Origin of the sequence: Streptomyces sp. NPDC057002 (genome assembly GCF_042673825.1) — a bacterium.
In the GTDB taxonomy this organism is placed as follows: domain Bacteria; phylum Actinomycetota; class Actinomycetes; order Streptomycetales; family Streptomycetaceae; genus Streptomyces.
Genome location: NZ_JBHURZ010000002.1, coordinates 1109804 through 1134761, shown reverse-complemented (window position 1 = coordinate 1134761; position 24958 = coordinate 1109804). Strand labels below are relative to the sequence as shown.

At 71.9% G+C, this 24958-nt stretch carries 29 protein-coding genes; 13 read left to right on the top strand and 16 right to left on the bottom strand.

The window, feature by feature from the left end:
* The first annotated feature begins 157 nt into the window (after positions 1–157).
* Both ACFT32_RS13185 and ACFT32_RS13180 read left to right on the top strand, forming a co-directional pair.
* Positions 158–799 carry an ATP-dependent Clp protease proteolytic subunit gene (locus ACFT32_RS13185; protein WP_382488515.1) on the top strand — a complete coding sequence of 214 codons (642 nt, stop codon included), beginning with the start codon at positions 158–160 and terminating at the stop codon, positions 797–799.
* Complete coding sequence (locus tag ACFT32_RS13180) at positions 799–1401, top strand: ClpP family protease (protein ID WP_382488514.1); 603 nt, start codon at positions 799–801, stop codon at positions 1399–1401. Before ACFT32_RS13185 ends, ACFT32_RS13180 begins: the two co-directional genes overlap by 1 nt.
* 21 nt (positions 1402–1422) lie before the next feature.
* On the opposite strand, the gene ACFT32_RS13175 is transcribed toward ACFT32_RS13180, so the two are convergent.
* Positions 1423–1815: a helix-turn-helix domain-containing protein gene (locus ACFT32_RS13175; protein WP_382488513.1), complete on the bottom strand. Its 393-nt coding sequence runs from the start codon at positions 1813–1815 to the stop codon at positions 1423–1425.
* A 244-nt stretch (positions 1816–2059) separates the two neighbouring features.
* Here ACFT32_RS13175 and ACFT32_RS13170 point away from each other — a divergent pair, with 244 nt between their 5' ends.
* Positions 2060–2944, top strand: coding sequence for an RNA polymerase sigma factor SigF (locus ACFT32_RS13170; protein WP_382488512.1), 885 nt, complete (start codon positions 2060–2062; stop codon positions 2942–2944).
* 173 nt (positions 2945–3117) lie between these two features.
* On the opposite strand, the gene ACFT32_RS13165 is transcribed toward ACFT32_RS13170, so the two are convergent.
* On the bottom strand, positions 3118–3594 hold the full coding sequence (locus ACFT32_RS13165; protein ID WP_382488511.1) for an ATP-binding protein: 477 nt from the start codon (positions 3592–3594) through the stop codon (positions 3118–3120).
* Between the two features lie 189 nt (positions 3595–3783).
* On the opposite strand from ACFT32_RS13165, the gene ACFT32_RS13160 reads away from it, so the two are divergent.
* From ACFT32_RS13160 to ACFT32_RS13150, 3 genes are read left to right on the top strand one after another with little or no spacing between them, the layout of a single operon-like run.
* Positions 3784–3924, top strand: coding sequence for a hypothetical protein (locus ACFT32_RS13160; RefSeq protein WP_382488510.1), 141 nt, complete (start codon positions 3784–3786; stop codon positions 3922–3924).
* Complete coding sequence (locus ACFT32_RS13155; protein WP_382488509.1) at positions 3921–4505, top strand: PRC-barrel domain-containing protein; 585 nt, start codon at positions 3921–3923, stop codon at positions 4503–4505. Before ACFT32_RS13160 ends, ACFT32_RS13155 begins: the two co-directional genes overlap by 4 nt.
* Positions 4502–4918, top strand: a complete 417-nt coding sequence (locus ACFT32_RS13150; RefSeq protein WP_382488508.1) for a PRC-barrel domain-containing protein — start codon at positions 4502–4504, stop codon at positions 4916–4918. The genes ACFT32_RS13155 and ACFT32_RS13150 overlap by 4 nt, the downstream gene beginning before the upstream one ends.
* 1 nt (position 4919) lies before the next feature.
* Here ACFT32_RS13150 and ACFT32_RS13145 read toward each other — a convergent pair whose 3' ends face one another.
* On the bottom strand, positions 4920–6059 hold the full coding sequence (locus ACFT32_RS13145) for a DUF6777 domain-containing protein (protein ID WP_382488507.1): 1140 nt from the start codon (positions 6057–6059) through the stop codon (positions 4920–4922).
* Positions 6060–6237: 178 nt separating this feature from the next.
* On the opposite strand from ACFT32_RS13145, the gene ACFT32_RS13140 reads away from it, so the two are divergent.
* Positions 6238–7536, top strand: a complete 1299-nt coding sequence (locus ACFT32_RS13140; RefSeq protein WP_382488506.1) for a streptophobe family protein — start codon at positions 6238–6240, stop codon at positions 7534–7536.
* A 10-nt stretch (positions 7537–7546) separates the two neighbouring features.
* On the opposite strand, the gene ACFT32_RS13135 is transcribed toward ACFT32_RS13140, so the two are convergent.
* Genes ACFT32_RS13135 through ACFT32_RS13120 form a run of 4 tightly spaced genes read right to left on the bottom strand, consistent with a single transcriptional unit; the run spans position 7547 to position 12492 of the window.
* On the bottom strand, positions 7547–8533 hold the full coding sequence (locus ACFT32_RS13135) for a serine/threonine-protein kinase (protein ID WP_382488505.1): 987 nt from the start codon (positions 8531–8533) through the stop codon (positions 7547–7549).
* Complete coding sequence (locus ACFT32_RS13130; RefSeq protein WP_382488504.1) at positions 8530–9696, bottom strand: hypothetical protein; 1167 nt, start codon at positions 9694–9696, stop codon at positions 8530–8532. Before ACFT32_RS13130 ends, ACFT32_RS13135 begins: the two co-directional genes overlap by 4 nt.
* 9 nt (positions 9697–9705) lie before the next feature.
* Complete coding sequence (locus tag ACFT32_RS13125) at positions 9706–12036, bottom strand: FHA domain-containing protein (protein ID WP_382488503.1); 2331 nt, start codon at positions 12034–12036, stop codon at positions 9706–9708.
* A 45-nt stretch (positions 12037–12081) separates the two neighbouring features.
* On the bottom strand, positions 12082–12492 hold the full coding sequence (locus ACFT32_RS13120; RefSeq protein ID WP_382488502.1) for a hypothetical protein: 411 nt from the start codon (positions 12490–12492) through the stop codon (positions 12082–12084).
* A 328-nt stretch (positions 12493–12820) separates the two neighbouring features.
* On the opposite strand from ACFT32_RS13120, the gene ACFT32_RS13115 reads away from it, so the two are divergent.
* On the top strand, positions 12821–13204 hold the full coding sequence (locus ACFT32_RS13115) for a nuclear transport factor 2 family protein (protein WP_382488501.1): 384 nt from the start codon (positions 12821–12823) through the stop codon (positions 13202–13204).
* A gap of 69 nt (positions 13205–13273) precedes the next feature.
* A complete protein-coding gene (locus ACFT32_RS13110; RefSeq protein ID WP_382488500.1) occupies positions 13274–13561 on the top strand; it encodes a DUF1905 domain-containing protein in 288 nt (95 codons plus the stop codon).
* Positions 13562–13606: 45 nt separating this feature from the next.
* On the opposite strand, the gene mgrA is transcribed toward ACFT32_RS13110, so the two are convergent.
* Complete coding sequence (gene mgrA, locus ACFT32_RS13105; protein WP_382488499.1) at positions 13607–14599, bottom strand: L-glyceraldehyde 3-phosphate reductase; 993 nt, start codon at positions 14597–14599, stop codon at positions 13607–13609.
* Positions 14600–14719: 120 nt separating this feature from the next.
* On the opposite strand from mgrA, the gene ACFT32_RS13100 reads away from it, so the two are divergent.
* Complete coding sequence (locus tag ACFT32_RS13100) at positions 14720–15604, top strand: LysR family transcriptional regulator (RefSeq protein ID WP_382488498.1); 885 nt, start codon at positions 14720–14722, stop codon at positions 15602–15604.
* Positions 15605–15645: 41 nt separating this feature from the next.
* Positions 15646–16161: a DUF664 domain-containing protein gene (locus tag ACFT32_RS13095; protein WP_382488497.1), complete on the top strand. Its 516-nt coding sequence runs from the start codon at positions 15646–15648 to the stop codon at positions 16159–16161.
* Here the strand turns inward: ACFT32_RS13095 and ACFT32_RS13090 are convergent.
* Together ACFT32_RS13090 and ACFT32_RS13085 are read right to left on the bottom strand one after the other, a co-directional pair.
* Complete coding sequence (locus tag ACFT32_RS13090) at positions 16143–17222, bottom strand: adenosine deaminase (protein WP_382488496.1); 1080 nt, start codon at positions 17220–17222, stop codon at positions 16143–16145. The genes ACFT32_RS13095 and ACFT32_RS13090 overlap by 19 nt on opposite strands.
* Positions 17223–17268: 46 nt before the next feature.
* Positions 17269–17661 (bottom strand): VOC family protein, encoded by a 393-nt coding sequence (locus ACFT32_RS13085; RefSeq protein ID WP_382488495.1) that lies wholly within the window; start codon positions 17659–17661, stop codon positions 17269–17271.
* 153 nt (positions 17662–17814) lie between these two features.
* Between ACFT32_RS13085 and ACFT32_RS13080 the strand changes: the two genes are divergently transcribed.
* Positions 17815–18273 carry a pyridoxamine 5'-phosphate oxidase family protein gene (locus ACFT32_RS13080; RefSeq protein WP_382488494.1) on the top strand — a complete coding sequence of 153 codons (459 nt, stop codon included), beginning with the start codon at positions 17815–17817 and terminating at the stop codon, positions 18271–18273.
* Here ACFT32_RS13080 and ACFT32_RS13075 read toward each other — a convergent pair.
* The 4 genes from ACFT32_RS13075 to ACFT32_RS13060 all read right to left on the bottom strand — a co-directional run bounded on the left by ACFT32_RS13075 (position 18270) and on the right by ACFT32_RS13060 (position 22204).
* Positions 18270–19187, bottom strand: coding sequence for an oxidoreductase (locus ACFT32_RS13075; protein WP_382488493.1), 918 nt, complete (start codon positions 19185–19187; stop codon positions 18270–18272). The two genes, ACFT32_RS13080 and ACFT32_RS13075, sit on opposite strands and share 4 nt — an antisense overlap.
* Positions 19188–19228: 41 nt before the next feature.
* Positions 19229–20593: a phospholipase gene (locus ACFT32_RS13070; RefSeq protein WP_382488893.1), complete on the bottom strand. Its 1365-nt coding sequence runs from the start codon at positions 20591–20593 to the stop codon at positions 19229–19231.
* 91 nt (positions 20594–20684) lie between these two features.
* Positions 20685–21575 (bottom strand): glycoside hydrolase family 19 protein, encoded by an 891-nt coding sequence (locus tag ACFT32_RS13065; protein ID WP_382488492.1) that lies wholly within the window; start codon positions 21573–21575, stop codon positions 20685–20687.
* Between the two features lie 194 nt (positions 21576–21769).
* On the bottom strand, positions 21770–22204 hold the full coding sequence (locus ACFT32_RS13060) for a MarR family winged helix-turn-helix transcriptional regulator (RefSeq protein WP_382488491.1): 435 nt from the start codon (positions 22202–22204) through the stop codon (positions 21770–21772).
* A 77-nt stretch (positions 22205–22281) separates the two neighbouring features.
* Between ACFT32_RS13060 and ACFT32_RS13055 the strand changes: the two genes are divergently transcribed.
* Entirely contained in the window at positions 22282–23385 is a 1104-nt protein-coding gene (locus ACFT32_RS13055; protein WP_382488891.1) for a substrate-binding domain-containing protein, read from the top strand.
* On the opposite strand, the gene ACFT32_RS13050 is transcribed toward ACFT32_RS13055, so the two are convergent.
* Complete coding sequence (locus ACFT32_RS13050) at positions 23360–24592, bottom strand: RNA polymerase sigma factor (protein WP_382488490.1); 1233 nt, start codon at positions 24590–24592, stop codon at positions 23360–23362. The genes ACFT32_RS13055 and ACFT32_RS13050 overlap by 26 nt on opposite strands.
* Positions 24592–24942, bottom strand: a complete 351-nt coding sequence (locus ACFT32_RS13045) for a YciI family protein (protein WP_382488489.1) — start codon at positions 24940–24942, stop codon at positions 24592–24594. The genes ACFT32_RS13050 and ACFT32_RS13045 overlap by 1 nt, the downstream gene beginning before the upstream one ends.
* Positions 24943–24958: the final 16 nt, after the last annotated feature.

The following is a 24958-nucleotide window of genomic DNA, read 5'->3' as shown; positions in this document are numbered from 1 at the left end:
GACCGGCCCCCGCCCCGGAACTCATCGGTCGGCCGGCCGGCACATTCGAACGGCCGCTCTGCCCGTAGCGAATCTGCCGCGGGCAGAGAATCCGCACAACTGCGTCGTCCGAGGTCAAGAGTGGAGTCGAGGGCATTACCGACCACGAGGAGAACCGATGACTCCATTCACGAATCTCGCCCCACGAGCGGAGGAGGGCGACACCCCTCCGACCCGGTTCGACGACCAACTGGCCGCCCAGTTGCTCGCGCAGCGCATCGTGCTGCTGGGCACCCAGGTCGACGAGGTCTCCGCGAACCGGGTCTGCGCCCAGTTGCTGATCCTGTCCGCCGAGGACCCGCGCACCGACATCAGCCTGTACATCAACAGCCCCGGCGGGGCGGTGCACGCGGGCCTCGCCATCTACGACACCATGCGGCTCGTCCCCAACGACGTCTCCACGCTGGCCATGGGCTTCGCCGCGAGCATGGGCCAGTTCCTGCTCAGCGTCGGCGCGCCCGGCAAGCGCTGCGCCCTGCCCAACGCGCGGATCATGATGCACCAGCCGTCGGCGGGGATCGGCGGCACCACCGCCGACATCGAGATCCAGGCGGAGAACCTGGAGTTCACCAAGCGGACCATCGAACGGATCACCGCCGAGCACACCGGCCAGAGCGAGGAGACGATCTCCCGGGACGGCGACCGGGACCGCTGGTTCACGGCCGAGGAGGCCAGGGAGTACGGCATGGTCGACCGGGTGGTGGAGTCCCTCCAGGACGTCCGCCCGGCGGCCGGCCGGCGCAGGATGGGGCTGCAGTGATGGGGAGCTACACGATTCCGAACGTCGTCGAGCGCACCCCGCAGGGCGAGCGGTCCTACGACGTGTTCAGCCGGTTGCTGTCCGAGCGGATCATCTTCCTCGGCACGGACATCGACGACGGCGTCGCCAACGTCGTCATCGCACAGCTTCTCCATCTGGAGTCCTCGTCCCCGGAGAGCGAGATCGCGATCTACATCAACTCGCCCGGGGGCTCGTTCACTTCGCTGATGGCCATCTACGACACGATGTCGTACGTGCGGGCGCCGATCTCGACGTTCTGTGTCGGGCAGGCTGCCTCCACGGCGGCCGTGCTGCTGGCCGGCGGGGACCCCGGGCGGCGGTTCGTGCTGGAGCACGCGCGCGTGCTGCTCGGCCAGCCGGCGAGCGGAGGGCAGCGCGGCATGGTCTCCGACCTGGCGCTCCAGGCCAGGGAGATGGTGCGGATCCGCTCCCAGGTCGAGGAGGTGCTGGCGCGGCACACCCACCACGAGGTGGCGACCCTGCGGGCCGACATGGACCGCGACAAGGTGTTCACCGCGCAGGAGGCGGTGGGCTACGGGCTGGCCGACGAGGTGCTCAGCCGGCGCCTCGTGCAGGTCTGAGGCGCCGGCCGGCAGACGGACTCAGGCGGCCAGGCACATTCCGTCGTGCGACGACGGGGACGCCGCCCCGCGGCGGCTCGCACTGCTCGTGTACCGCGAAGTGACGCGGGTCAGTTCGCCCTGCGTCCTCGACAACAGGTCGCCGAGGCCCAGTCCGAGGGCGCGGGCGGCGGCCGCGAGGACCTCCGAGGAGGCCTCCTTGCGGCCGCGCTCGACCTCCGACAGATACGGCATGGAGATCCGTGCCTGGTCGGCGACGTCCTTCAACGTGCGCTCCTGCGCGAGGCGTTCACGGCGCAGTACGTCGCCGACCAGGTCGCGCCAGAGCGGCTCCTTCACGGCGGGGGCCGGAGGGCTCGCGCCGTGCGGGCGCAGCGGGATGACGCGGGCTTCGTTCGGCACGTGGTTGGTCACCCGTCCAGCCTAGGAGCGCCGGACGCGGAGGGAAGGGAGCGGCGTTGCGCCCTGGGTGGAATCACGGGCGGGGCACGTCTCTTGCCCGCAGTCGGCCGAATGGGTGAGCATGGACAGGCCGGAATTGCCGTGCTCCACCGATTTTCCGCCGCAGTGCATTCGCGGGCATGTGTTGCGCCTCCCCGGGTACCCGCAACCCGGAAGGACCTAGGCAGATGTAGCCGTGACTTCGTGGGGAGAGGTAATGGAGACCGCCGTGATCCGGTCGAAGGCAGAGGTCGCCGGGGAGAACGCCGAGGCCGGGACGGGTGACGGAGCACTGCCGGTCGTGGACCCGCGGTCCGTGGCCCCGCGGGACGCCAGGGCGCTGTCCCGCCAGTTCTTCCAGCGCCTGACGGAACTCGAAGAGGGCACGCACGAGTACCAGTACGCGCGCAACACGCTGATCGAGATGAACATGTCGCTCGTGCGGTTCGCGGCCGGCCGTTTCCGGGGCCGCGGCGACGACATGGAGGACATCGTCCAGACCGGCATGATCGGCCTGATCAAGGCCATCGACCGGTTCGAGCTGTCGCGCGAGGTCGAGTTCACCTCCTTCGCGCTGCCGTACATCGTCGGTGAGATCAAGCGGTTCTTCCGGGACACGACGTGGGCGGTGCATGTACCGCGGCGGCTCCAGGAGCTGCGCGTGGAGCTGGCCAAGGCCCGTGAGGAACTCGCGAGTCGGCTGGACCGCGAGCCGACCGTCGCCGAGCTGGCCACGCTGATGAACATCTCAGAGAACGAGGTCGTCGAGGGACAGATCGCAGCGAACGGGTACAACTCGTCGTCGCTGGACGCCGCGCTCACCGGCGACGGGCCGGAGGGCGGCGAGGCGGTCCTGGCCGACTTCATCGGCGTCGAGGAGAACGGGCTGCGGCTCGTCGAGGACTTCCACTCGCTCGCCCCGCTCATGGCGGAGCTCAGCGAGCGCGACCGGCAGATCATCCACATGCGGTTCGTGGAGGAGGCCACCCAGGCGGAGATCGGCGAGGAGCTCGGCTGCTCGCAGATGCACGTCTCGCGCCTGATCAAGCGGATCATCACCCGGCTGCGCGAGGGCATGCTGGGCGAGCTCGGCTGCGCCTGACGCAGACGCCGGGCGGTCCGGGCATACGGCGACCAGCGGGTGCTGTCCCCCATGCGGGAGGGGACGGCACCCGCGACCGTGTCGGCTCGTACGGCGTAGGAGCACTCGCACGGCACAGGAGCAGGAGCACCCCCCGGGGAGGGGACGCCTCATCCGGACGGTTCAGGCTCGGCTCAGGCGGACGGCTCAGACACGGTGGCTTCGGCGAGCGGCAGCACGGCGCGCACGCGCTTGCCCACCGGGACCCGCTCCACGCTGACCTGCTCCGCGAGCGCGTGGACGATCTCCAGGCCGTGCCGTCCGACGCGCTCCGGGTTGCGCGGGAAGATGCGGGGCAGGGCCGAGCTGCTGTCGTAGACCGCAACGGTCACGGCGGTGTCCGTGCCCACGAGCTCCAGGATGTACGGCCCGTTGCTGTGCCGGTCGGCGTTGGTGACCAGCTCGCTGACCACGAGCTGCACCGCGCCGTCGGCCCGGTCGTCGATGCTCGCGCACCACTCGGTCCGGAGCTGATCGAGGAAGAGCGCGGCGAAAGACCGCGCCTCGGCGATGCATCCCTGCTCGCCTGAGTAGTGTGCCGCCCGCCTCAGCGGTTCAACGGGCACGTCGAAACCAGTCGGTATCACTGCCCCGTCCAGGTGGTCGATCATTCGTTTCTTTCTGGGAGAAGCCGGACTGGCCGGACGCTCTGCACCAGTGCTCGTACCCCGAGCCGGGCTTCGCAGTCCTGACACGTTCTGGCCCGTCCCGTGCCCTGGGCATTGTCCCCCGCGCGCGGGGCACTCGGAAGGAATCAGGACCGGTCGAGGGCGGCCGGGCCGGTTCGCCGGAGGTGTGCGGTGGCCTGGTGGATATGGCTGGTCGTGGTGGTCGCGGCGCTCGTCGGCATCGCCGTGGTGACGCTCGCCGTGCAGGCCGGCCGGCGGTCGGGCACGGTCATCGCGGTCCGGCGCCGGCCCGGCGGGAAGGGTCTGCGATGAACCAGCTGATGGCGGCACGGAGCCTGACGACCCTGCCGGTGGTCACCCTGGGCGGCGACGCCGTCGCGCAGATCAAGGACACCGTCTTCGACGCCGCGGCCGGGCGTATCACCGGCTTCACGCTCAGCGGCAGGGGTCTGCTGTCGGGTCCGCTGAGGCAGAGCCTGCCCTGGCCGGCGGTGCACGCGCTGGGCCCGTACGCGGTCATGATCGTCGACGCCGGAGCCTTGGCGGACACGCCCGTCGTGGTGGCACGCCGCGAGGCACAGCAGGGCCGGGTACTGCACGCCAAGGTGCTGACCGACGAGGGCGCCGAGGTGGGCACGGTGCTCGACGTGGTCGTCGAGGGCGGTACCAGCGGCCGGGTCGTGGGGTTCCGGATCGCCGCGGCCAAGGAACTGGTGCGGGCCTCCCGGCGGCGCCGGCACCGGGTGTACGTACCGCGCGGCGAGACGCTCGCGGTCTCCGGCCGCGCCCTGGTCATCCCGGCGGACGCCACCCGCTACGTCGCCGACGACCTGCCTGCCTTCGTCGCCCGGGTGGGCGCCTTCCAGGAGGGGCACGAGGGGACGCCGTCATGATGCTGTTCTCGCAGGCGCGCGGCCTGCCGGTGCTGACCCTGGCCGAGGCGGACGAGCTCGGCGTCGTGCGGTCGCTGACGGTCGACGCGGCGGCCGGTGTGGTCACGCATGTCCGGGTGCGGGGCCGGCACTCCCGCAAGGAGACCGTGCTGGCCTGGGGTGCCCTGCACGCGCTCGGCCCGGACGCCGTGCTCGTCCGCTCCGCCGCCGTCCCGGCCGAGGTGCCCTCGCACCACGAGCTGCCGGGCCTCAGGATCCTCACCGAGACGGGCGACTGGCTCGGCACGGTCCAGGACGTCGCGTTCGAACCGGACACCGGCCGCATCGAGGCGGTCGTCACCGCCCAGGGCGATGTGCCTGCCGACCGGCTGCTCGGGCTCGGGGACTACGCCCTGGTGGTCCGCGCCGGGTGACTCAGGAAGCCGGGGCCTGGTCCGTCGGGCCGCCCCCGGTGTCTTGGCCCGTGTCGTTTGCGGGCGGTGGCGGTGAGTCGTCCGCCGGCGGCGATTCGTCCGTCGGCGGCGATTCGTCCGTCGTCGGTCCGGACGTCTCCGTGGTCGGCGGTTCGCTCGTGGTCGGCTGTGACGTGGGCGAGCCGGTCGGCGTGGTGACGGTCGCCGACGGGGTGGGCTTGCTGGGCGGAGCGGTCTTGCGGTCGTTCTCGCCCGTGTCGCCCTTGTCGCGCTTGAACCACTCGCCGTCGGGCTCGCACATGACGAAGACGTCGACCGGCTCCTCGGCGGGCCTGACCTCGACGACGTCCGACGCCTTGTACCCCGGCCACTTGTCCCCGGTCGTCTTCTTCTGCTGGGCGACCGGCGGGGTCAGCGGGTTGCCGCACGCGCAGCGCACCCGGGGCACGCCGCGGTCGTCGACGAGCACGGCCGTGCCGGCCTGGAGGACGGCCTGGTACTGCGTGGGGCGGCCGTTCTTGAAGCCGTGGTTGGTGACCCAGGTGTCCAGACGAAGTTGCACGGGGGTGAGCGAGCGCAGGTAGGCGGGGACCTCGGACGGCTCGATGCGCTGGACCGAAGCGAACGCGCGCTGCTTGTCCGGGGCCTGCTTGAGGTACTTGATCTGCCGCTCCACATCGCAGCTGGCGACATTGCGGGTGCCGCCGTACAGGCCGGGCGCCCCGCCCCGTACCGCCCGGACGGCGTTCTGCGACGGCGATCCGCCGGGCGTCGGAGTGGCCGACGGGGCGGAACTCTCCTTGGCCGTCGAGTCGGTGAACGGGTCCGGGCCGGTGTCGGCCGCGGGCTGCAGCAGGACCTCGCCGTCGGAGGTGCTGGTGCCTCCGTCGGACGCGCCGGTGCCGCCGTCGGGGCGGGTGAACACCACGGCCAGCACCACGGCGGCCACGACCGCGCCGGCGATCAGCGCGACACGGGGTACGGAGCCCCACCACGGGCGACGGGGCTCCGGCGGCTCACCGCCCCCGCTCGGAGGTTCGGAGGGCGGGCCGCCACCGCCCGAGGGCGGCTGGGAGGGGCCCGACAGCGGGCCCGAGGGAGGTCCTGTGGGGCGACCGGACGACGGCGGTTCGACGCTCACGAGCTCTTCTTCCCACGTGGGTTCTGTGCGGCCTTCGCACACCCGAGGCGATCAGTCCTGTGTATACCGCTTCTTCCATTACGAGTTCATTGTGTGCTCCGGTCCCGTCCGGCCCGCAAGCCGACGCGGACGGACCTCCCGACGGGCGCCCGGCGCGGGCGCTGCTTAGCGTGGCAGCGTGAGTTCGCGCACCTCCTCCGGCCAGGCACGTACCTCCGGCGCGCGGGCCGTCGCCCGCCACGGCTGGGTGCCCGCCCTCGTCACGGTGCTCGGCGGGCTGCTCGCCATGGCTGTGGTGGCCACGCTCGGCCTGTGGGCCGCCGGGGCCACGGACCTTCCCGACGGCGCGTTCGGCCCGGTCGTCATGGCGACCGTGGCCACCGCCTTCGGGGGCACGGTGAAGCTCTCCGGAAGCGCCGGCGACTTCGCCGACACCCAGGCGGGACTGACCGTGATCCCGCTGTCCGTCACGCTCACGGGGGCGTTGGTGATCGCCTGGGGCTTCCTGCGTCCGCTGCGCCATCGCGCGGTCGCCGGCGCCGCGGAGCTGGCCGGCTGGGCCGCCAGGATCGCGGCCCTGTGGCTGGTCGCGCTGATCGGCGTGACCCTCGCCGCCCGCCACACGTTCGACATCTCCCTCGGCGACGAGCAGCTGGGGGAACTCGGCGACCTGTTCGGCGCCTCCCCGAAGATCGGTTTCACCACCGACGTTCCGCTGTCCGTGTTCGTCGGCATGGTCTGGCTGGCCGGTGTGCTGGTGCTGGCCCTGCTGGTGTCGCGCGGCGCACCGTTGCCGGCCGGGCTGCTGCGCTTCCAGGCGTCGGTGCGGCCGGCCGCGTACGCGATGGTCGCGCTGCTGCTCGCGTACGTCGCCATCGGTGTGGTCATCGCGCTGGTCGTCGCAGCGACGCGGGGCCACGCGGCGGAGACGTTCGCCGTGATTCTGCTCGGCATGCCCAACCTGGTGTGGCTGGCTCTGACGATCGGCCTCGGCGCGACCTGGACGGGCCGGGTGGAGGGGCCGTTCGGGCTGCCGATGCCGCAGGTGCTCGACGAGGTGCTGCGCACTCCGGACATCTCGGAGCTGAATCTGCGCACGCTCTCCGAGCACGACGGCCGGGTGTGGTGGCTGCTGGTCGTCGACGTGGTGCTGCTGCTGGCCGCCGCGTTCGTGATGGCGGCCCGGTCACCGGCCCGGGTCCGGGCCTGGCAGCACGCCGTGCACATGGCGGTCGCCCTGATGCTCACGGTGTTCATGATCTGCCTCGTCGGACGCATCTCCGCGCACTACGGCCTGTCCGTGCTCGGCATCGGCGACCTGGGCGGGAGCCTCGGGGGCGAACTCTTCCTCAGACCCCGGCTGTGGGGTGCTGTCGGCCTGGCCGTCCCCTGGGGGCTTGTGACCGGATTCGCCGGGGCCCTGCTGGCACGGCGCGTACGGCGCCGAGGTGAGGTCCGCTCCGAGAGCGAGAGCTGACGCCGGGGCGCTACGTCCGCTGCGGGAAGACCGGTTCGGCCCAGCGCGGCGGCGGCTTCGGCCGCTCCGCCCCCGGCTCCCGGCCCGTCCGGGCAGGGGTGTGGCCGACGTCGGGCCCGCCGCCGGCCGTCGCGGCACGCAGGGCGGCGACGAAGGCGAGGCAGGACGGATACCGGTCGTCGGGGCTCTTGGCGAGGGCCTTGGCGAGGACGGGGTCGACCTGCGGGTCGAGGTCGGGCCGGGCCTCGGTCAGCGGCGGCGCCTCGTCGTACTGGTGGGCCCAGAGCAGAGCCATGTCGTCGTCCCGGCGGAAGGGCGGATGGCCGGCGAGGATCTCGTAGACGACACAGGCGAAGCCGTACACGTCGCAGCGGGCGTCGACCGGGCGGCCCGAGATCTGCTCGGGGGCGACGTAGTCGAGCGTGCCGACGAACTGGCCGACCGTGGTGAAGCCGGTCAGGGACAGCGATTTCTTCGTCAGGCCGAAATCGGTGAGGTAGGCGTGCTCGGGGTGGTCGCTGTCGGTGCCGCGGGCCACGAGGATGTTGCCGGGCTTCACGTCCCGGTGCACCAGGCCGTGGTCGTGGGCCGCGTCGAGCGCGGAGGCGACCTGGGCGGCGACACGCAGTGTGGTGGCGGGCGACAGCGGGCCCTCCCGGTCGAGGAGATGGCGCAGATCGCTGCCGACGACGTACCGCATGGCGATGTACAGCACGCCGTCCGTCTCCCCGGCCTCGAAGACCGGCACGATGTGCGGGTGGTCGATCGCGGCGGCGGCCCGGGACTCGTGGGTGAAGCGGCGCCGGAAGGTGTCGTTGCGGGCGAGTTCCGGGGCGAGCAGCTTCAGGGCGACGGTGCGTTCCAGACGCAGGTCGCGGGCCCGGTACACGACGGCCATGCCGCCGCGCCCGATCTCCTTCTCGATCCGGTACCCGGCGATCTGCTGTCCGAGCAGCTCGGAGGGCCGCCCGGAGAACAGGCTCGTCTCGCGGGTCAACGGGTGTCACCCTCGGGCGACACGACCCGGGTGGGCTCGGACCCCACGATGCGCGTGGGCGGCGCCTCGGCGGGGCCGTCCGGCTCTTCGGCCTCCTCTTCCGCCTCTTCGGGAGACACGACACGGGTGGGCGGCGCCTCCGCGGGATGGGCCGTCTCCTCGGCTTCCCCGGCCTCCCCGGCCTCCTTGGGGGACACGAGGCGAGTGGGCTCGGGGACATCGGGAGACACGACCCGGGTTGGCTCGGGCGCCTCGGAAGACACCACCCGCGTCGGCTCAGGCGCCTCGGAAGGCACCACACGGGTTGGCTCGGGCGCCTCAGGCGGCACGGCACTCGCCGGTTCGGGCGCCTCAGGAGACACCACCCGCGTCGGCTCGGGCGCCTCGGAAGACACCACCCGCGTCGGCTCGGGCGCCTCAGGCGGCACGGCACTCGCCGGTTCGGGCGCCTCAGGAGACACCACCCGCGTCGGCTCAGGCGGAACGACCGCCGTGGGCGGCGCCGCGGCCGGCTGCGCGGCCTCCTCGGCCCGGGGCCTCTCCTCAACCCTGGGCGGCTCTTCGGCAACCCTGGGCGGTTCCTCGACCCGAGGATGCTCCTCGACCGCCTCCGGGGGCACCACCCGAGTGGGTGTACGCGCCGGCGCCGGAGTCTCGGACGGCCGGGACTCCGGCCGGGAACTCGGTGTCTCGTCCGTCGCGTACGTGGTCGCCCGGGTGCCGTCCGCGTACACCCAGTGCCCGTGCGCGGCGTCGTAGAGCCACACCGACTCGCCGTCGACGACGACGCCGATCCGCAGACCGTGAGTGCGGGAGTGGAAGGACTCCCGGTCGAGGCCGCCCGCGAGGTCCTCCACCGCGGACCGGTAGCGCGCCAGGGCCTCCTGCGCGCGGGTCAGCAGCGGACGCGGATCGGCGGTCCGGGTGAGCGGCCCGTCCGCGGCGGGCGGATCCTGCGGTACGGCGACCAGGCAGCGGCCGTCGACCCAGGCCGACCAGCCGTTGAAGCAGAGCACATGCCCCCAGTCGCCCTGCTGTTCGACGAGCTGGACCGGCAGCAGGGGGTCGAGGTCCACGGTGGGCCGTGCCGGGTCGGGGGCCTCCCAGGCGGGCATCCCGTGCTGCGGGACGACGTGCGTGGGCCGGAAACCGGGAGTCGTCATAGGGGCTCCCTACTTCCGCATCACGGCCGGTTCGTGCCGGCGCAGCAGCCGGGACACGAGGAAGCCGAAGAGCGCCGACAGCACGACCAGCATCCCGATGTCGAGCAGCCACATGCCCGCCGAGTGCTCGAAGAGCGGATCCTTGGTCAGATCGTCGGGCACGATCCGGCCCAGCCCGACGGTGCCGGCCATCGCGGCCAGCGCCCAGCGCGCGGGAACCAGCCAGCCGAGCTGCTCGAGCCCGGGCACCCCGGACAGCTTCAGCAGGGCACCGCAGAAGACGACCTGGACGATGGCGACGAGCACGAGCAGCGGCATCGTCACCTCTTCCTTGCGCACCAGCGCCGAGATGAGCAGCCCGAGCATCATGGCCGTGAACGCCAACAGGGCGACGGCGACCGCGATTTCCACCAGGGGCGGCATCAGCACGCCTTCGTCGCCGGGCGCGCCGAGGTCCACGCCGAGCAGGGCGACCAGGGTCAGCACCACCGCCTGGAGCACGGTGATGACCCCGAGGACGACGACCTTCGACATCAGATACGCCGATCTGGACAGGCCCACCGTGCGTTCCCGCTGGTAGATCACGCGTTCCTTGACGAGTTCGCGCACGGCGTTGGCCGCGCCGGTGAGCACCGCGCCGACGCACAGGATGAGCAGGGTGTTCATCGCGGTGTCGAAGCTCAGCTTGCCGCCCGACAGGGCCCGCGCCATCACTCCCATCACGAACGGCAGGGCGATCATGATGATGAGGAACGTGCGGTCGGCGCTGAGCGCGGAGGCATACCGGCGCACCAGGGTGCCCAGCTGGGCGGTCCGGCTGCGCGGCCGGGGCGGCGCGGTGATGACGACGGGCCCGGACCGGGGCTGCCGGGGCTGGGCGGTGGCGTCGGCGACGTAGTGGTCCCGGAACGGCGAGGCGCGGTAGTCCCCCGCCCAGTCCCGGTCCTTGTCCCGCTCGAAGGCCTCGAATGCCTCGGGCCACTGCTCGAAGCCGAAGTACGCCAGGGCGTCCTCGGGCGGCCCGTAGTAGGCGATCTTCCCGCCGGGCGCGAGCACGAGGAGCCGGTCGCACACGTCCAGGCTGAGCACGCTGTGGGTGACGACGATGACGGTCCGGCCGTCGTCGGCGAGCCCGCGCAGCATGTGCATCACCGATCGGTCCATGCCGGGGTCGAGGCCGGAGGTCGGCTCGTCGAGGAACAGCAGCGACGGCTTGGTCAGCAGTTCCAGGGCCACGCTGACGCGCTTGCGCTGGCCGCCCGACAGACTGTGCACGGGCTGGTCGACGCGCTCTTCCAGGCCCAGTTCGCGGATCACCTCGTCGACCCGGGCGCGCCGTTCGGCCTTGGCGGTGTCCTGCGGGAAGCGCAGCTCGGCGGCGTAGGAGAGGGCTTTGCGGACGGTCAGCTGGGCGTGCAGGATGTCGTCCTGCGGGACGAGGCCGATGCGCTGGCGCAGCTCGGCGTAGTCGCGGTAGAGGTCGCGGCCGTCGTAGAGGACGGTGCCGTGGTCGGCGGGCCGCTGGCCGGTGAGGGCGTTGAGGAGCGTGGACTTTCCGGCGCCGCTCGGGCCGACGACGGCGAGCAGGCACTTCTCCCCCACCGGGAACGACACGTGGTCGAGCAGCGTCTTGCGGCCGCGGTCGACGGTGACCGCGAGGTCCTGTACGTCGAGGGAGATCTCGCCGGTGTCGACGTACTCCTGGAGTTCGTCGCCGACGAGACAGAAGTCCGAGTGGCCGATGCCGACGATGTCGCCCTGGCGGACGGGGGCGCTGGAGACGCGGCTGCCGTTGAGGTACGTGCCGTTGTGGCTGCCCAGGTCGGTGATCTCGTACGTGCCGTCGGGCAGGGCGCGCAGCTCGGCGTGCCGGCGGGAGACCACAAGGTCGTCGATGACCAGGTCGTTGTCGGTCGCGCGGCCGATGTGGACGGTGCGGGCGGGCAGCGGCCGTACGGTGGTGGGCTGCCGGTAGGTGCCTGTCGCCGCCGGCATGGAGACTGCGGAGGGGCGTTCGGGGGCGGGTTCGGGGCGGCCCAGCAGGACCACGCGCGGTCCGTCGGCAGGGTTGCCGAAGCGGATGACGGTGCCGGGGCCGACGGCCCACTCGTGGATGCGGCGGCCCTCGGCGTAGGTGCCGTTGGTGCTGTTCTCGTCCTCGATGGTCCAGTGGCCGTCGGTGGGCCGCAGCACGGCGTGGTGCCAGGAGACGCGGTCGTCGTCGATGACGATCTCGCTCAACGGGTCGCGTCCGACGTGATAGTCGTGACCCGGAATCATCACGGTGGAGCCCGTCTCGGTCTCCAGGACGAGTTCTGGTGCTACCGACGACTGCGCCATGACCAAGATTCTACCGATTTGCCTGGTGTGTGCCTCTGCGAGCGGTCAGGCCACGGGGATTCCCAGCCCGGGGGCCGTCCGCTGCATCCGGAGGGCGTCCACGGACTCGGCGAGCAGTTCGTATTCGGTGGTGTCGTCGCTGGTGGCGATGCGCACCAGCCGTCCGGCCGCCAACTCCTCGGCGACCCGCTCCTGGTAGCCGGGGTCGGCACACCAGGCGCGCAGCTGTGTGGGCACGTCGGGCACGGTGTCGGCGACCGGCACGAGCGCGCCCGGCGGTAAGTGCTCGGCGTCGGGCTGGGGGTCGAGGCGCTGGGCGATCCAGGAGGCGCGGTCGCGCAGCCACCACAGGGCGAGGGCGAGGGTGGGCGCCCGGTAGGTCCCCAGGGGGACGCCTATGCGGCGGCCGTCGCAGACCCCGTACGCAGTGACGTGACACAGGAACTCGTCGTGCACGTGACCTCCCCCGTTGCCCTGCCCGCCCGCCGGACTCGCCTCCGCGGCTCGCGTGCTGTGCGTGAGGGCGCCGTCGCTCGATGTGAAAACGCTCTCGCAGGTCAGTATGTTCACTGCTGAAACACTGTCACCACGACTTTCCGGCCACTCTCCTGGCATATTCACACCCCGAGTTGGCCGAAACCCGGCAGGGTGCCTCAGAGCGCATGACTCCGGAGGTAATCGACGGTCCCGCCGGACGCGGACAGGGTGGTGCGTACCGGGTCCGCCGCGAGCGGTGATCCGGGCTCTGACCAGCAGGCACGACCTTTCCGGAGGCTGATCTCCCATGTCCGCACCCGCCCAGCGCTACGAGAACGCCGTCGCCCGCTACTTCGAGGCCTGGAACGCCGAGAACCCGTCGGCGCGAGAGAAAGCGGTAGCCGCCGCCTGGACCGAGGACGGCGGCTACACCGACCCGCTCGCCGACGTCCGGGGTCATGAGCAGATCGCCGGGTTGATCGCGGCGGTCCGCGAGCAGTTCCCGGGGCTGGTGTTCCGGCTCGCCGGGGCCGTCGACGGGCACCACGACACCGCCCGCTTCTCGTGGGAGCTGGTGAGCGGGACCGACGGCTCGGCGCCCGTGGCCGGCTCGGATGTGATCACGCTGGACGGACAGGGCCGGATCAGGGCCGTGCTCGGTTTTCTGGACCGGGTCCCGGCCGGGGCGTGAGGCCGGCGATGAGTTCTCCGGTGTCCGGCGGTCTGATGTGTGAGAGGCCGCCGAGCACCGGAGGACGCCATGGCCACGACCGCAGACCTGGACGCGGAGTTCACCGCGGTCCTGCGCAAGAGCCCCGCCGAGGGCGGCTGGACCTATCTGGTCTGGCCCCGGTCCGTCGAGTTCTTCGGCACCCGCGGCCTGGTCAAGGTCCGCGGGACCATCGACGGGCACCCGTTCCGCAGCTCGTTCATGGCGCTGGGCGACGGCACGCACAAGCTGCCGGTGAAGGCCGGCATCCGCAAGGCCATCGGCAAGGAGGAGGGCGACACGGTGACCGTGCGCCTGGAGGAGCGGATCAGCTCCTAGACGGCTCGGCCGGGGGCGGGTGGCCGCCCCCGGCCGAGGAGACCGCTACTGCTTGACGATCGCGTCGATCCGGGCCAGCTCGTCCGCGTCGAAGTCCAGGTTGCGGATGGCGCCGACGCTGTCCTCGATCTGCTGCGCGCTGCTCGCGCCGACCAGCGCGGAGGTGACCCGGCCGCCGCGCAGCACCCAGGCCAACGCCAGCTGGGCCAGGGTCTGGCCGCGCGACTTGGCGATGTCGTTCAGGTCGCGCAGCCGTCCCACCAGGTCCTCGGTGAGCGCGTCGGAGTTCAGGAACGGGCTGTCGCTCGCCGCCCGGGAGCCCTCCGGGATGCCGTCCAGGTAGCGGGCGGAGAGCATGCCCTGCTCCAGCGGGGAGAAGACGATGGAGCCGACCTGGAGCTCGTCGAGGGTGTCCAGCAGGCCCCCGTCCTCGGGCCGGCGGTCCAGCATCGAGTAGCGCGGCTGATGGATGACGAGCGGTGTGCCCAGCTCGCCCAGGATGCGGGCGGCCTCGCGGGTCTGCTCGGCGGAGTAGTTGGAGACACCGACGTACAGCGCCTTGCCCTGCTGCACCGCCGAGTGCAGGGCTCCCATCGTCTCCTCGAGCGGAGTGTCCGGGTCGGGGCGGTGCGAGTAGAAGATGTCGACGTAGTCCAGGCCCATCCGCCGCAGGCTCTGGTCCAGCGAGGACAGCACGTACTTGCGCGAGCCCCACTCGCCGTACGGGCCGGGCCACATCAGGTAGCCGGCCTTGGTGGAGATGACCAGCTCGTCGCGGTACGCCGCGAAGTCCGACTTCAGGAAGCCGCCCAGCGCGGACTCGGCGGAGCCGGGCGGCGGGCCGTAGTTGTTGGCGAGGTCGAAGTGGGTGACGCCGAGGTCGAAGGCGCGGCGCAGAATGGCGCGCTGGGTCTCGACGGGCCGGTCCGGACCGAAGTTGTGCCACAGGCCGAGCGAGAGCGCGGGGAGCTTCAGGCCGCTGCGTCCGGTGCGCCGGTAGGGCATGTCCGCGTAGCGGTCGGGGTGTGCGGTGTACAACGCGACTCCAGAGGGGTTGGCTGGCGCGGTCGGATGAAACCGGTGTCCACTCTGGCGTGACCTGCGCCCATGCGTCCAACAGAAGAATCCGATCGAATTCAGCGGTTACGCTTCTCAGTCATGGAACTGCGCCACTTGCAGCACTTCGTCGCGGTCGCCGAGGACCAGCACTTCACCCGGGCGGCGGAACGCCTCCTGGTCTCCCAGTCGGGCCTGTCGGCCTCGATCCGGGCGCTGGAGCGGGAGCTGCAGACGCCGCTGTTCGTGCGGACGACCCGCCGGGTCACGCTGACCCCGGCCGGGCGGGCACTGCTCGGTGAGGCGGAGCGGATCCTGGCGCAGGTGCGGACGGCCCATGAGGCGGTGGCGGCGGTACAGGGCGTGCTGCGCGGCATGCTCGCGCTCGGCAGCGAGCAGTGCATCGCCGGGGTGCATGTGGCGGGGCTGCTCGCCGCGTTCCGGCACCGGCACCCGGACGTGGAGATCTGTCTGCGGCAGGCCGGGTCGGGTGCCCTCGCCGAGGACGTCGCGGCGGGCCGGCTGGACCTGGCGTTCGCCGTGCGCACGCAGGAGGACGGCGACCAGCTGCGGTCGGTGTCGCTGACCAGCGAGCCGATGACGCTGCTGTGCCACTCCAGCCACCGGCTCGCCGCCACCGGTGCGGCCGTCACGCCTGAGGAGCTGGGCAGGGAGGTGTTCGTCGACTTCCACCCGGACTGGGGGCCGCGTCGCAGCACCGACACGGTGTTCGCCGCCGCGGGCGTACGGCGGACCGTGGCCCTGGAGGTGAACGACGTGCACACCCTGCTCGACCTGGTCGACGAGAACCTCGGCGTCGCCGTGGTACCGCGGCACTTCGCGCACAAGCGCGCCTCCCTGACCGCGCTGCCCGTCAAGGGCACGGGCGAGGCGGTGTACGAGACGGTGGCCCTGCTGCCGCCCCCGCAGGCCACCAGTCCGGCGGCCCGTGCGCTGATGGGGTTGCTGGAGACCACCGGCGCGTGAGCGGGGGCGCACGCCGCGCGGCGATGCGCGATGGTGGAGCCATGCATGCGAAGGACATCCTCATCGACGGCTACGACCGCATCCGCGAAGAAGTCCACGCCACCGTCGAGGGTCTGGGGCCCGACGAACTGGCCGCCCGCCCCTCCCCCGACGCCAACTCCGTCGCCTGGCTCGTCTGGCATCTCACCCGGGTCCAGGACGATCACATCGCCGACGCCTTCGGCCTCGAGCAGGTGTGGCTCTCCCAGGGCTGGGAGAAGCGCTTCGGGCTGGGCCTGTCCCGCCACGACACGGGCTACGGCCACAGCCCCGCCAAGGTCGCCAAGGTCCGGGTCGACTCGGGCGAGATGCTGACCGGCTACTACGACGCCGTGCACGACCAGAGCCAGGACGCGCTGCGCGGCCTGGCCGCCAAGGACCTGGAGCGCGTCGTCGACGAGCGCTGGGACCCGCCGGTCACCCTGGGGGTCCGGCTGGTCAGCGTCCTGTCCGACGATCTCCAGCACATCGGACAGGCCGCCTACCTGCGGGGACTTCTTCAGAGCGCGGCTTCGTAGCCGGGCAGCACGACGTCCCGGATGAGGGCGTTCCGCTCGTCGAAGGGGAGGAACGCGCTCTTCAGGGCGTTCACCGTGACCGTGCGCAGATCCTCGACGCCCCAGCCCGCCTGCTCGACCAGCAGGGACATCTCGCGGGTCATCGTCGTGCCCGAGACCAGCCGGTTGTCGGTATTGAGGGTGACGCGGAAGCCGAGGTCCTTCAGCGCGGTGATCGGGTGCTCGGCGATGGAGGTCGCGGCGCCGGTCTGGAGGTTGGAGGTCGGGCACATCTCCAGGGCGATGCGCCGGTCGCGCACCCAGCCGGCGAGACGGCCGAGCTTGCCCGACGCGAGGTCGGGGATGTCGTCGGTGATGCGCACGCCGTGCCCGATGCGCTGGGCGCCGCACACCTGGAGGGCCTGGTGGATGCTGGGCAGGCCGTGCGCCTCCCCGGCGTGGATGGTGAACGGCACGTTCTCGCGGCGCAGGTGCTCGAAGGCCTCGAGGTGGTCGGCGGGCGGGAAGCCGTCCTCGGCACCGGCGATGTCGAAGCCGACGACACCGGCGTCCCGGAACGCCACGGCCAGGTCGGCGGCCTCGCGCACCCGGTCGAACATCCGCATCCCGCACAGCAGGGTGCCCACCCGCACCGGCGTGCCAGCGGCGGCCGCCTTGGCCATGCCCGCCGCGAGGCCCTCCTGGACCGTCTCCACGACCTCGGCCAGGGTCAGCCGGCCGTTGAGCATCAGCTCGGGGGCGTAGCGCACCTCGCCGTAGACGACGCCGTCGGCGGCGAGGTCGAGGACGTACTCCTCGGCGGTGCGCAGCAGGCCCTCGCGGGTCTGCATGACGGCGAGGGTGTGCTCGAAGGTGGCGATGTAGCGCACCAGGTCGCCGGAGTTGGCCGCCTCGTAGTACCAGGCGGCGAGCTCGTCGGGGTCGGTGGTGGGCAGGGTGTGGCCGACCGCGTCCGCGAGCTCCACGACGGTGGCGGGGCGTAGGCCGCCGTCGAGGTGGTCGTGCAGCACGGCCTTCGGGAGACGGTGGATCACTTCGGCGTCTACGCGCGTAGCAGTCATGGCGGGTCTTTCCTTGAGCGGGTGGTTCGAATCGGAGGGAAGAGGGTCAGCCGGTGGGCTGGAGCAGGTCCCAGCGGTTGCCGTACAGGTCCTGGAAGACGGCGACGACGCCGTACGGCTCGCGCCGTGGCTCTTCCAGGAAGGTGACGCCCGCGGCGGTCATCCGGGCGTGGTCGCGGGTGAAGTCGTCGGTGTGCAGGAAGAACCCGACCCGCCCTCCGGTCTGGTCGCCGACCCGGGCGGCCTGGGCCTCCCCCTTGGCCCGGGCGAGCAGCAGGCCGCCGCCGGTTCCCGGGGCGCCGGGTTCGACGACGACCCAGCGGGATCCGTCGGGCCGGGGCGCGTCCTCGGCGAGCCGGAATCCGAGGGCCTCGGTGTAGAAGCGGATCGCCTCGTCGTAGTCGTCGACGACGAGGGTGACCAGGGCGATACGGCTCATCGGGACCTCTCGGAGCGTGCGGTTGACGGGAGAGGTTATACGTAAAACTCGTGGGGTGCCAACTACGCTCCCGGCTTCTTCGAAGTCCTAGGTCTTCGGCCTACGCCCTCGGCCCGAGGCGGGACCCCGGGCCCGCCCGCTAGCGTCCCCTCCATGAAGATCACCGAGCCACCTCGCACCCCGGAACAGCGCAAGGCGGACCTGCTGGCCCGGCTGGAGCGGGAGATGGACATCTGGGTCGCCACGGCCGACGCCGAAGGGGTGCCGTGTCTGGTTCCGCTGTGGTTCGTCCGGCACGACGAGGCCGTTTGGCTGTGCACCCGGCTGACCAACCCCACCGGCCGCAATCTGCGGGACGGCCGGCGGGCCCGGCTGGCCCTCGGGGACACCCGGGACGTCGTGCTCGTCGACGGTGAGGTGGAGACCTTCACATGCGCCGGGGTGCCGCCCGCCGCGGCCGAGGCGTTCCTCGCGAAGACCGGCTGGGATCCGCGCGAGGACCACGCGTCGTACGCGTTCTTCCGGGTGCGGCCGCGTGCGGTGCAGGCGTGGTGCGAGGTGCAGGAGCTGCCCCGCAGGCATCTCATGCGGGACGGGGTCTGGGCGCTCTAGCCGGTCGCCCCGGCCCTCTGCCGCGGTGCGCCCAGCCGGTCCAGCTCCTCATCGGTGAGGCGGATGGCACCCGCCGCCACGTTCTCCGCGAGGTGCTCGGGGTTGCCGGTGCCGGGGATGGCGAGGACGTGCGGGCCCTGGTGCAGCGTCCAGGCGAGGCGGATCTGCGCGGGGCTCGCACCGTGGGCGCGGGCCACGGCTCGCACCTCCTTGTCGTGGGCGGTGGTGGCACCCTGCTCCCCGCCCTCGCCGGCGACGGCGTAGAACGGCACGAAGGCGATGCCCTGTTCGCCGCAGATCCGCAGCAGTTCGTCGGACGCCGGGTCGGGACGGTCGAGGGCGTACCGGTTCTGCACGCAGACCACGGGCGCGATGGCCTGTGCCTCGGCGAGGTGGCGTGGCTCGATGTTGGAGACCCCCAGGTGCCGGATCAGACCCGTCTCCCGGAGCTGTGCGAGGGCCCCGAAGTGCTCGGCGATCGAGTCGTACTTCGGCATCCGGCGCAGGTTGACGACGTCCAGGTGGTCGCGGCCGAGCTGGCGCAGGTTCTCCTCGACGTGGCCGCGCAGATCCTCGGGGCGGGCCGAGATGCCCCACTCCCCGTCGTGGGTCCGGTGCGGGCCCACCTTGGTGACGATGACGAGGTCGTCTGGGTAGGGCCCCAGCGCGGTGTTGATGAGCTCGTTCGCGGAGCGCAGCGACGAGAAGTAGAAGGCGGCGGTGTCGATGTGGTTCACACCGAGGTCGACCGCCTTGCGCAGGACGGCGATCGACCGGTCGCGGTCGCTCGGTGTGCCGTGGTGGAAGGCGGCGCTGCCCGTCAGCCGCATCGCGCCGTAGCCGAGGCGGTGGACGGGCAGGTCGCCGAGTTTCCAGGTGCCCGCGGCGTCCGCGGTGATCGTCTGTGAGCTCATCGGCGGAGTCTCACACACGCCGTGCGGACGGGCTCAGTCGTTTACGGATACGTGTACGAGTTGAGGGTGGCCACGGCGGAGGCCGGGTTGCCCCGGTCGTAGTGGTCCACGGCGAGGAAGTTGGGCTTCTTGCGGGCGGCCGGCTGGCAGAACCGCCGGGCGCGGTCGGCGAGTTTGGTGTTGTCCGTGGTGGCCGTGGAGGTGATTCCGGCGTCGCGGAAGTGGTTCATGACGAACAGCGGGCGGAAACCGGGTTCGGTGCGGGTCAGCGGGATGTTCGTGCCGGCGTCGTACCAGCGGCTGTAGCAGGACCAGTCGGAGGAGCCGATGCCCGAGCCCATGGACCAGTAGTTCTCGACGGTCCATTCGCGCTGGTACATGACGCCGAAGCTGTCCCGGGTCAGGCCCGCCGCCTGGTCGGCGGAGCGACTGTGGTCGGTGAAGATCAGCAGCCGGTCGCCGGCCGCGGCCAGGTCCGCCATCGTCGGCCAGCCGTTCTGCCGTACGCCGGTGCTGTCGGGCCGGTACAGCACGTCCGACAGGCCGTTGACGCGGGCGAGTTCGGCGCGCAGGACGCCCGGGTCGACGTAGTCCTCCAGGAAGACGGTGACGAACTGGTCGGGATGGGCCTTGAGGAAGTCCACCATGCGCTGGAGGTCGACCCAGAGGGCGACCGGCCTGCTGACGAGGGTGCAGCTGTTGTGGCAGAGGATCGCGCCGTCGGGGGTCTGGTGGACGTCGAGCATGAATCCACGCACTCCGTCGGTGAGTTGCCGCTCGATACCTCGGGTCTGGTTGGGCACGAGGTTGATGAAGGGCGGTGCGAAGCCGCCGTCGACGCCGTTGGCGTAGGCGTTGTGAGAGGTGAGGAACGTGACCTGGTCCAGGGTGCGTTGGCCCTGCGGCGGCATGGGGCCGGTGGCGGGGTCGACGGGGGTGAGGTACCACGCTGCGAGGTCGCCCGCGCCGCCGACGGCGAGCCGGGCGGGGTAGGTGGCGCCGGACGGCTTGGGTGCCACCGTGAGGTGGCGCGCGGTGCCCGGGGCCTTGAGGGTGTAGCGGTCGGTGCCGGCCGGGGCGATCTCCCAGACGGCGTCCGCGCTCGTACAGGCGACGGCCGCGGCCTGGTCGCCGTTGCGGCCGAGGCAACTGCCCGGTGTGTCGGTGTTCTCCAGCAGGTGGTCCGGCCCGTTCGCCTTCAACTGCCACTGCTGGCGGTCCTCGTTGCCGCGGGGTCTGTGCTGCTCGACCGCTCCGCCGCTGTCGGCCGCGTTGAGCCCGGTCGTGGCGCTCTGGACGTAGTACGTGCCCGGGGCCGGGACGGCGGCGGCAGTGGCGGGCGGCGGGGCCACGACCGCGGCGGCCAGCGCGGCGGTCGTGGCGAACAGGACGTGGGGGGTGCGCAGTCGCATGAGGGATGTCCTTCCTCGTACCGATCAGGAGTGGTCTGATCAGGTGCATGACATCCTGCATGACACCACGCCCTGGGGTCCGGCGTCAGCAGTAGAGGTTGCCGCCGGGTGACGTCCCGAGGATCTGCGTGAACCGCTGGTAGTTGTTGACGCGGCTCTGCACCTGCGCCGGGTTCTTGCCGTCGCACTCCAGGGAGCCGTTGATGCTGCGGATGGTCTGGCCGAAGCCGGCGCTGTTCACCATGGCGTTGTGCGGGGTCATGGTGCCGGGGCCGGTCTGGGTGTTCCAGTACCACAGGGCCGTCTTCCAGGCGACGGCCGAGTCGTTCTGGACCAGCCAGGGGTTGTTCAGCAGGTCGATGCCGAGCGCGTCGCCCGCGGCCTTGTAGTTGAAGTTCCAGCTGAGCTGGATCGGACCGCGCCCGTAGTAGGCGGCCTGGCCGGCCGGACAGCCGTACGGCCGGCTCCAGTCGCAGTAGTGCGGGTAGTTGGCCTGGTTCTGCTCCACCACGTGCACCAGACCGCCGGTCTCGTGGCTGACGTTGGCGAGGAAGGCCGCGGCCTCCTGCTTCTTCACCGTGTCACTGCCGGTGTTGGCGAAGCCGGGGTAGGCACTGAGGGCCGCGGTGAGGCCGCTGTACGTGTAGAAGGAATTCCGGTTCGGGAACATCTGGTTGAACTGCGCCTCGGTGACAACGAAGCGCGCGTTGGGTGTGCCCGGCCCGCTGTCGCAGGCGTAGGGCTCCCAGTACCAGGTGCTGATGACCGGGTCGTAGCCCGGGTTGGCGTGCTCGGCGATGTACGCCTTGCCGTCGGTGTAGCGGACGATGTCGCCGGCCGCGTACGACTTGCCCGCCACCCAGTTCGGGTAGCTGGAGCACGCGGCGGCGGAGGCGTTCGAGGCGGGCAGCAGCACCGGGGCGGTGCCCGCGAGGGCGAGGGTGACCAGGACGGCGGACACACGGCGTCTCGACACGGGATCAACTCCTTTGCGGAGCACGGCCGCACCCGGCGGGGCAGGGCGAAGCTGAGCCTCGGCGCACGCGCCGGCCGGGCCGGTCACGGCGTGGGGGCGGCCGTGGTGGGGGGTTGTGGAGGCACACTCAACCGCGTTGGTCTGTACCAGTCAAGGGTGTAGACCAGTCATCCGCGTTCGCGGCTCTCGGGGGCTCACACGGGGGCCGACTCCGCCAGGGTCGCCGCGAGTCGGTCCAACAGGGACCGCAACAGTTCGTCGTCGTCGCCGAGCGTGGGCCGGCCGGCCCGGACCGCTCGGTCCACGCGCTGCCAGTACTCGCGGCCGCGCGGGGTGAGGTGGGCGAGGATGCGGCGGCGGTCGAACGGGTCGACCCGGCGGTGCAGGAGGTTCTGGTCGACGAGCTGGTCGACCAGCTTGGTCAGCGTCGGAGGCGGCAGGAAGGCGGCCTCCGCGATCGCCGTCATATGGCGCCCCTCGCCGTCGGAAAGCAGCGCCAGCACCCGCCACGCGTCGAGCGAGCAGCCCTCCTCCTCCAGAACGGCCTGCAGCCGCCCCGACGCGAGCCGCTCCGCCCGCGTCAGCAACTGCACCAGGTCGTCGGGCCGACGCAGGGGTGGGGTGGGCATGCCGCTCCTAGCTCAGAGGTGCGTCCATGGTAAGAGACGCACTGGAGTTCGTACGGTGGAGCCGGGATCATGACGCCATGTTCCGGCACGACCTCCCCGCGCCCGAGTGGTTCACGGCCGACGACTCCGTGCTCGGCGTGGCCCTCGTGTTTCCCCTGCGGGGGCCGGCCGGGATCTTCGGGCCGACGTGCGAGCTGTGCGCGCGGCTGGCCGCCGAGGAGGTCAACCGGGACGGCGGCGTGCTCGGCAGGGAGCTGCGGCTGGTGCCGGTCGACGGCTCGGGCCCGCCGCACGAGGTCGCCGGCCGGGTCGAGGCGCTGGTGGACCTGGGCGTCGTGCAGGGTGTCACGGGCTGGCACATCTCCTCGGTGCGCCAGGTGCTGGCGCCGAGGATCGCGCACCGCGTCCCCTATGTGTACACGGCACTGTACGAGGGCGGGGAGGACACGGCGGGCGTGTTCCTGACGAGCGAGACCCCGCGCGATCAACTGCGGCCCGCGATGGACCTGCTGGCGCACGAGCGCGGGGTGCGGCGGTGGTTCGTCGTCGGGAACGACTATGTGTGGCCGCGGCGTACGGCGCGGGCAGCGCGGGCGTACGCCCGCGCGTCCGGCGGGTGTGTGGCAGATGAGGCCTATCTCCCGCTCGGCACCGACGACTTCGAGCCGGTGCTGCGCCGGGTCGAGCGCGCGGACGCCGACGGGGTGCTGATGCTGCTCGTCGGCAGCGACGCGGTGCGCTTCAACCGGGCGTTCGCGGCGTACGGCCTGCACGCCCGCTGTCTGCGGCTGAGCACGCTGATGGACGAGAACATGCTGATGGCGAGCGGCCCGGCGGCCACCGAGGACCTCTACAGCACGGCCGGCTTCTTCGCCTCGCTGGCCAACCGGGACACCCTCGACTTCCACGGGCGGTACGCGGCCCGGTACGGCGTCGAGGCACCCGCCCTCGGCAGCCTCGGCGAGTCCTGCTACGAGGGCGTGCTGTTGCTGGCCGCGCTGCTGAGGAGGGCCGGGACGCTGGATGTGTCGTCGATCGGGGCGACTGCGGGCACGGTGTCGTACGAGGGCCCGCGCGGGCTGCTGCGTCTGAAGGGCAGTCATGTGCGCCAGCGCATCTATCTGGCCCGTGCCGACGGTCTCGACTTCGACGTGCTCACGGAGCTGGATGTCCGTCCCTGAAGGGGCTGTCCGCCCGGCGCCGCCGTACGAGCGCCTCTCTGCGGCGGTCGAGGAACGCCCGCTCCGCCGGGTTCTCCGCGATGGCGATGGCCGCCTGGTACGCCGCTACGGCCTCGGCTTCCCGGCCCAGGCGGCGCAGCAGGTCGGCGCGGACGGCGTGCAGGACGTGGTAGCCGGCGAGGTCGAGGGCGTCCACCAGGGCGAGGGCAGGCCCGGGGCCCTCGGTCTCGGCGACGGCGACGGCCCGGTTCAGGGCGACGACCGGGCTCGGGGCGAGGGTCATGAGCTGGTCGTACAGCTGCCGGATCTGGGCCCAGTCGGTGGCGTCCGCGCTCGGCGCGTCGCTGTGCACGGCCTGGATGGCGGCCTGGACCTGGTAGGGCCCGGGCCGGTCGCGGCGCAGGCAGCGGCGGACGAGTGTCTGCCCCTCGGTGATCAGCTCCCTGTCCCAGCGGGCCCGGTCCTGCTCGGGCAGCGGCACCAGTTCGCCCTGGTCGTCCTCGCGGGCGTCGCGGCGCGCCTCGGCCAGGAGCATCAGCGCGAGCAGGCCGGTCGTCTCGGGCTCGTCCGGCATGAGCGCGGCCAGGAGACGGCCGAGCCTTACGGCTTCGGCGCACAGGTCGGGCGAGCCCTCGTAGCCCTGGTTGAAGATCAGGTAGACGACGGCCAGGACCCCGTCGAGCCGGTCGGGCAGGTCGGCGTCGCGGGGCACCCGGTACGGGATCCCGGCGTCGCGGATCTTCGCCTTCGCCCGGACCAGCCGCTGGGCCATCGTCGGCTCCGGCACCAGGAAGGCGCGGGCGAGCTGCGCGGTGGTGAGCCCGCCGAGCAGCCGCAGGGTCAGGGCGACCCGGGCCTGGAGGGAGAGCGCGGGGTGGCAGCAGGTGAAGATCAGGCGGAGCCGGTCGTCGCGCACGGGACCCTCCTCGGGCGGTGCGTCGGAGGCGTGCAGCAGGGCGGCCTCGGCGTGCCGGGCCTGTCGGGACGACTCGCGGCGCAGCCGGTCGATGGCCCGGTTCCGGGCCGTGGTGATGATCCACCCGGCGGGGCTCGGCGGGACGCCGGTCTCCGGCCAGCGCCGCACGGCCTTGGCGAAGGCGTCCTGGACCGCTTCCTCGGCGAGGTCGATGTCGCCGAGGAAGCGGACCAGGACGGCGACCGCGCGGCCGTACTCGGCGCGGAAGACCGCCTCGACGTCCACGCCCATCAGCCGGCGTCCCCCATGAAGGGGCGCACCTCGATCGGCAGGGTGGTGGCCAGGGCCGCCTTGCGCCCCCATTCGAGGGCGGCGTCCAGGTCGGGTGCCCTGACGAGGCAGATGCCGCCGAGCATCTCCTTGCCCTCCGCGTACGGGCCGTCGGTGATCAGGACGTCGCCGTCGCGGGGCCGCAGCACGGTGGAGGACTCCGGGCCGTGCAGTCCTCCTGCGAAGACCCAGGCGCCCGCCTCGCGCAGCTCCTGGTGGAAGGAGTCGAGGTTCTCGCCGATCTCCGCGAGGACCTCGGGGGCGGGTGGATCGCCGACCGGCTGCATCACACTGAGCAGGTAGTACTTCATGACGGCCTCCATGGCG